Annotated in this window: 7 protein-coding genes; 4 read left to right on the top strand and 3 right to left on the bottom strand. The window is 65.4% G+C overall.

Annotated elements, in window-relative coordinates; all coding sequences use genetic code 11:
* A partial coding sequence (locus DBR22_RS04095) for an Hpt domain-containing protein (RefSeq protein WP_181365016.1) occupies nt 1-304 on the top strand: 304 nt, incomplete at its 5' end.
* Nucleotides 301-1,209, top strand: coding sequence for a GGDEF domain-containing response regulator (locus tag DBR22_RS04100; protein ID WP_108597907.1), 909 nt, complete (start codon nt 301-303; stop codon nt 1,207-1,209). The genes DBR22_RS04095 and DBR22_RS04100, both read left to right, overlap by 4 nt.
* 16 nt (nt 1,210-1,225) lie before the next feature.
* On the opposite strand, the gene DBR22_RS04105 is transcribed toward DBR22_RS04100, so the two are convergent.
* Nucleotides 1,226-1,699 (bottom strand): hypothetical protein, encoded by a 474-nt coding sequence (locus tag DBR22_RS04105; protein WP_108597908.1) that lies wholly within the window; start codon nt 1,697-1,699, stop codon nt 1,226-1,228.
* A 215-nt stretch (nt 1,700-1,914) separates the two neighbouring features.
* Here DBR22_RS04105 and DBR22_RS04110 point away from each other — a divergent pair, with 215 nt between their 5' ends.
* A complete protein-coding gene (locus tag DBR22_RS04110) occupies nt 1,915-2,466 on the top strand; it encodes a dihydrofolate reductase family protein (RefSeq protein WP_108597909.1) in 552 nt (183 codons plus the stop codon).
* 90 nt (nt 2,467-2,556) lie between these two features.
* Here DBR22_RS04110 and DBR22_RS04115 read toward each other — a convergent pair whose 3' ends face one another.
* Nucleotides 2,557-3,402 (bottom strand): hypothetical protein, encoded by an 846-nt coding sequence (locus DBR22_RS04115; protein WP_108597910.1) that lies wholly within the window; start codon nt 3,400-3,402, stop codon nt 2,557-2,559.
* A 160-nt stretch (nt 3,403-3,562) separates the two neighbouring features.
* Between DBR22_RS04115 and DBR22_RS04120 the strand changes: the two genes are divergently transcribed.
* Nucleotides 3,563-4,126, top strand: a complete 564-nt coding sequence (locus DBR22_RS04120) for a hypothetical protein (RefSeq protein ID WP_258229034.1) — start codon at nt 3,563-3,565, stop codon at nt 4,124-4,126.
* 6 nt (nt 4,127-4,132) lie between these two features.
* Here the strand turns inward: DBR22_RS04120 and DBR22_RS04125 are convergent.
* On the bottom strand, nt 4,133-6,415 hold a 2,283-nt coding region (locus DBR22_RS04125; protein ID WP_146187370.1), incomplete at its 5' end, for an ATP-binding protein.

Raw genomic sequence — 6,415 nt, forward strand, 5'->3', positions numbered from 1 at the left:
CGACGGGCTCGGCCTGCTGCCGGCTGCTGCGGAGGCCTTCCGGAAGGATGTGCCTGCCCGGCTCGCCGCACTGCGCGAATCCGTGAACGACGGCGGCGGGCCGCGGCTGGTACAGGCCGCCCACGCCCTGAAGGGTGCTGCTGCCAATATTGGCGCCACCGCCGTAGCCGCCATATGCGGCCAGCTGGAGGCGATGGGACACAGCGGACATCAGGATGCCGGGCAGGAACTACTCGGCCGGCTGGAGGCGGAACTCGTGAACGTGGATTCTGAACTGAACATAGCCTTGGACGTGGCGCCATGAAGGTTCTGGTCGCAGATGACGATCCGGGCTCACTGTTGGTGGCAAGGGCCGCCGTCGAACGTTCAGGTCATGAGTGCCTGACCGCGGCGGACGGCGACGAAGCGTGGGCGCTGTTCGTGGAGCACCAACCGGACGTGGTGGTCACGGACTGGATGATGCCGGGGTTGGACGGGCTTGCGCTCTGCCGGGCCATCCGCTCGCGGGAATCGGATCTCTACACCTATGTTGTGCTGCTGACGTCGCAGGGGTCCCGCGACGACGTGCTGGCCGGGCTTGAGGCGGGAGCAGATGACTACGTCACCAAACCTTTGGACCCGTTCGTCCTGCATGCCCGGCTGATGGTAGCCCTGCGGGTGACCACGCTGCACGCCGATCTGGCGCACTACCGGAAGGTGCTGTCCGAGCAGGCGAGGACCGATCCTCTGACCGGGCTGCACAACCGCCTGAAGCTCTCCGAAGACCTCGAGCAACTGCACTCCCGCAGCCTGCGTTACGCCGAGCATTACTGCGTGGCCATGTGCGATGTGGACAACTTTAAAAGGTACAACGACATCTATGGTCATCAGGCGGGTGATCTCGCCCTGCGGGCAGTCGCTACCGCATTGGTTGACAACGCCCGCACCAGCGATGGCGTGTACCGATACGGGGGCGAGGAGTTCCTGCTGGTCCTGCCTCACCAGACGGGGCATGGCGCCAAAGCCCTTATGGAGAGGGCACTGGACACGGTGCACGGGCTGGAAATCATTCATTCAGGGGATCCGACGGGGCGCCTGACGCTCAGTGCCGGGATCTCTGCCTTCACCACAGGGCATCAGGCCGACGTTAATACCCTGTTGGGTGAAGCCGACGCGGCGCTGTACGCTGCCAAGGCAGCAGGCCGGAACCGCGTGGAGCTGTCCCTGTAATTCGTGACTGCCGGGGTCAGGCGGCCTTCTTGCGCTGCTTTGACTGCGCCGGCTTCTTGATCGCCTGGCTCTTGGGCTGGAGCGTTGCGTGCTGGCTGTTTGCCGGCTGCGCCTCGGGGGCCGGCCGCGCCTTCGGGGCAGTCTGCGGCTCGGGCCGATCCTCGGCTACCTCAGCGGCAGGTGCCGCTTCCAGCGCTGGCTCAGCGTCGTCGTCGTACGCGGGTTCGTCATCCGCGTAAGCGGCTGCAGCCTCGCGGTTCCGGAGCCAGCGGCGGACCAGGCTCATCCCTGCGAGGACTCCGGCAAGCGGCGTCAGGACGGCGGCGGCGTAGACGAACAGCATCCAGGTGAGGGTGGCCATGGGCGGCTGGTTGTTGTGGAGCAGGGAGAGTCCGCCGAACGCGGCGATGACCCAGAAGAGCACCACGGCAGCGAGTACCGCGGCAGCAGGAAAATACTGGTTCTTGACGATCTTTTTCAGGGGTTCCATGCACTTCCTCCTGCCTGGCCGGGGGGTGCGGCTGGTGGCCGCATCAAAGTCCAGTATGCGACTGTCTGCCCGTGGATTTGCGCAACACGCAGGTGGTGGTGACCAACCTAACTTTTACGCGTCTGGCCTTCCCGATCGGCAGGCCTCCATCTACCGTGGAGTGACCGGCACCGCCGCCGGTCCGCACCTGCCGTTGACACCTTTTGGAGGTCCCCATGCGCAAACTGACTGCTGGCCTTTTCCACTCCGTGGACGGGGTGGTGTCGGAGCCGAATCTCTGGCAGTTCGACAGTTTCGACGAGGACCTGGGCAAGGGCATGACCGGCATGATGGAGCGCGTGGACACCGTACTGCTGGGCCGCGTGAGCTACCAGGAATGGGCGGGTTACTGGCCCAACGCCACCGCGGACCAGGATTTTGCGGGCTTCATCAACCCGATCGAAAAGCACGTGGCCTCCAGGACCCTGAAGGAACCGCTGGAGTGGCAGAACTCGCACCTGATCGAAGGCCCGCTCGAAGACTTTGTCGCAGAACTGAAAAAGCGCGACGGCGGCGAGGTCGCCGTGATGGGCAGCATCTCAGTGACGCGGCAACTGCTGTTCGCCGGGCTGCTGGATGAACTGACCCTGATGACCCACCCTGTGGTGGCCGGAAGCGGCCGGCACCTTTTCCAGGACGGCGACCCGCTGACCAGGCTCAGCCTGAAAGACCAGTACCGGACCAGCAAGGGCAACGTGATCAGCACCTACGCGCGGTTCGGCGGCTAAGCAGACCGGACGGCGGGTGACAAGGCAGTGAAAGGCCGACGGCGGTACTCCCCCGGGTGCCGCCGTCGGCCTTGTGCTCCTAGCCTCCCCTTATGGCGTGGTGGTTGCCGTGACGGTGACCGTGGGCCCGGGCGTCATGGTGCCGTCCGTCTCGGTGGGAGTTGGCGAAACGGGGACAGTCGACGTCGGGCTGGCGGTCCTTGTGGACGTGCCCGTGGGTGAGGCGGTGGCTGTGCCGTTACCGCCGCTGGCCTTGGCAAGGACTCCGTTTACCAGGTCCTCGAGTTCCTTCTGGTCGTCATCGGCCAGATCCGATCCTCCCTTTGTGGCTACCACCAGGAGCCTGCCATCGGCAGCGGAAACCTGCATCAGCTTCTCGCCGCTGCTCCGCGTGCTGACGGTCGCGAAGGTTTCCTCCCCCTCGGTGTCCGCCTGCAGCTCTTCACTTGAGACCTCATAGCGCTGGCCGAGGGCCTCCACGGTGAAGTTGGCGCACTGCCCCATCTTGGCGCTGATGTCCTGAAGCAGTTCGACGGCGTCCGGGCCTTCGCTGCCCGATTGCGCCGACAGGGTGCGTGGCTGGGCGCTTTCGGAGAGCGCCACGGCAACGTCGCCTTCCTCAACCTTGTCCAGGAGCCCCGCGGTGGCGATCGACTTGCAGTCCGCAGGCTCCACCTTCGCCGTACTCATTAACAGATTGGCAATGTTGCCTCCTTGCTCCACCTGTTCCGGGGAGTAAAGCTTCAGCTCGTTGCCCTCCTCATCCCGTGTACCCGCGATGAGTTCGCGCAATTCGTCTTCCGTATAGACCTTGTCTGCGGCCGCTGCACTGGTGGTGACCGACGGCGACGGGCTCGGTCCGGTGCCACCGCCCGTACAGGCCGCCAAAGCCAGGGAGCCCGCAGCTGCCAGCGCCAGTGCTGAAGTCTTGTGCATCAGAATCACTCCTCAAAACGAATGGGAAGCATGCTTATCAATTTCAAGGTTAAGGTGATTTCGCCGATTGTCCAGACCTGCTGCAAAACGCGCCGCTGGTTCCAACACCCCACGGGCCCGGACAGGTAAGCTCCACCACTGGAAGTTCTAGAGAATTGCGGTGACTGTGGACGTACTGAGCGGGGTAAGCCTCGACTGGCTCAAGGCCCTCACGTGGATTTCTGCCATCGCCGTCGGCCTGCTGGTGATCTTCTTGAACCCGCGCCGGTTCGATCTGGCTGCACTGCGTTCCGTGCTGATTTTTATGGTGGCCAGCGCCGGGGCAGGCATCTACGTCCTGAATCATGTGGGCGACTCCCGTTGGAGCTCCAGGGCTGAGGACCGCTTTAATGCTCCTACCCTGGGGGAGACCCCAATGGTGGGTCAGTTTATGGAGCCCTTGGACTCTTTCCTCGGCGGAGTGGTTGGCACGGTCAACCAGGTAGTCGACTTCCAGGCTGCCCTGCCGGTTGCGACGGAATTCTTTGTGGCAGCCGGGTGGGCCTTTGTTGTTTCCCTGCCGCTGGGGCTGGCCTCATTGGTGGGGGCATATCTGGAAGCAAAACGGCAAAAACGTGAATTCCGCAGGTACAAGCGCCGGGTAGACGTTCTCACGGAGGAGCTCGAGGACATCAAGCGCCACCTCGACTACCAGGCCCCGGCAGAACGTGCCGAATTCGGCTAGACCAGGTCACCACGGGGCAGGGTTGATGGCACTTTCCTGATTTGTGGGCTCTGGATGCTCTGACTGATCGGCAGCTGAGTTCACACCCCTCTGATGTCTGCCGCGCTGAACCTCCTGGACTGCCTGCGCCAGTGTCATGGCGGTGCCCGCGGCCCAGGAAAGTCCAAACCGGATTGGCCCGGCTTCGGCACGTGCTTTGTCTATCATCGCCTCGATCCGCCGGCGCTCAGCCTCTGCGAGCGGGAGGGCCCGGTCCGTGCGGTATGCGGCGGCGGCGCCCAGCACCCGGATGGCTTCTTCAATCCTGTGCTGGTCCGTGTAGACACCGGCGAGGGATTCGAGGAAGGCCACGACGTAGCCCTGGGCCCCGAACTCCAGCGCAGTGCCGAGCGCCTCGTATAGGGACTGCTCGGCGGCGTCATAATCGCCCGCCTGCTCCAGGGCGTCTGCGAAGTTGACCAGGGCGTTCCCCAGGAGTGCCCGATCGCCCAGAGGCCTGGCCAGTTCGACGCACTCACGGCACAAGGCAAGCGCCCGGGCGTTATCGCCGGAGTAGAAGGCCAACAGCCCCAGAATGATCAACACGGCAACGCGGGTGCGCGGGCTGGCCTGGGGCAGCTGCGACGCTTCTGTGGCCAGCCTGTGGGCAGTCAGCGAGTCGTCCTGCTGGGCGGCCTGCGTCGCCAGGCACATGATGGTCCAGGCCATGCCGGCACCGTTCCCCGCTGACTGGAAAGCCTGGAGCGCCCGACGGTGGAAGTGGGCCGCCTGGTCGTACCGGCCCACCATCCAGCACAACGTCGCCGTCCCACTCAATGCTGGTGCCAAAACCGACGGGGCAGCGTCCGCGACCTCCTCCATGAGCGCCACGGCAATCCGGTGCTGCTCGGCCACGTCCCCGGTCAGCTCCCAGTAGTGCCAGAGGCTCCCGAGCAGACGAAGGGCCACGTCCGTGGAGCCGCCGGACCCGGTGGCCCACAGCAGGGCAGTCCGCAGGTCCGGGGCGTCGGAGTGCAACAGCCGGAAGGCCTCCACCTGGCCGGAGCCCCAGAGCTGCGGGGCCATCCGCTCTGCCATACCGAGGTAGTACTCGGCGTGCCGGCGCCGGACCTGGGCCGGGTCGTCGAGCAGAAAGAGCCGTTCGCGGGCAAACTCACGGATTGAATGCAGCATCGAGACACGGCCTTGTCCCGTGGGATCGGTGTAGCGCCGCAGCAGGCTATGGCGCGCGAGCGCGGCCAGCACGTCCTCGGCCGGCATGTCCTTGAGCACAGGCCCGGAGTCTCCCCTGGCACCACCAATCGCGCAGACAGCCGTCACTGTCGGATCGCCGGCAAAGACGCCGAGCTGGTCAAAGAGCAGACGCTCAGCCATGCCCAGCATGTTGTAACTCCACGCGATGGTTGCCGTCAGTGTCCGCTGGCGGTCCGGGAGGTCACGGAACGCTGCCGGCAAAGCAGCCAGGCTGAATTCCAGGTCAGCCAGGAGCTCGGTCTCACTGCGTTGCCGCAACTGGGCGGCTGCCAGCTCAATGGCCAGCGGAAGGCCGTCCAGGCGGTGGCACAAGCGGGACAGTACACCAGCGTTCCCGCGGTCGACGTCGAAGTGCGGGCGGACTGCCCGGCCGCGGGTGAGGAGCAGGTTCACGGCCGGAACGTCCCGCAGTTCGCTCGGCGGCAGGGGCGGATCCAGCGGCGGCAGGGCCAGCGGCGCGAGTTCGTATTCGTACTCGGCACGAAGCCCAAGGCATCGCCGGCTGGTGGTCAGGATCCTCAGTTCGGGGGCAGCCGTGAGCATATCCAGTACCACCGGCCAGGCCTCCTCCAGGTGCTCGAAGTTGTCCAGGACCAACAGCAGCCGGCGCGTACGCAGAAAGCGGGACGCGCTCGTGAGGGGATCTTCACCCGCCTGGTCCGCCAGTCCCAGCGTCTCGGCGATGGCGCCGGCAACCTGCTGCGGCTGAGTGAGCGGGGCGAGATTGACCCAGCCCACGCCGTCGGCCATCCGCTGGCCGAGCTTCGCGGCCGCCGCCATCGCCAGCCGGGTTTTGCCGGTTCCGCCCGGACCCGTGACGGTCACCAGCCGGCAGCCCTCCGAGCGGTAGAGGGAGCATATGTCCCCCAGTTCCGATTCACGGCCAACCAATGGGGTGAGCCCGGCAGGCAGGTTGTCCAGCCGCTGCCGGATTCTGCGGTGCCCGTTGGCGGCGGGGGCGGCTAACGAAGGATCCTGCCGCAGCACCAACGTTTCCAGCTCCCGCAGGCGGGTGCCGGGATCAATGCCCAATTC

It is taken from the genome of Arthrobacter sp. HMWF013 (assembly GCF_003061105.1).
Classification (GTDB): Bacteria; Actinomycetota; Actinomycetes; order Actinomycetales; family Micrococcaceae; genus Arthrobacter.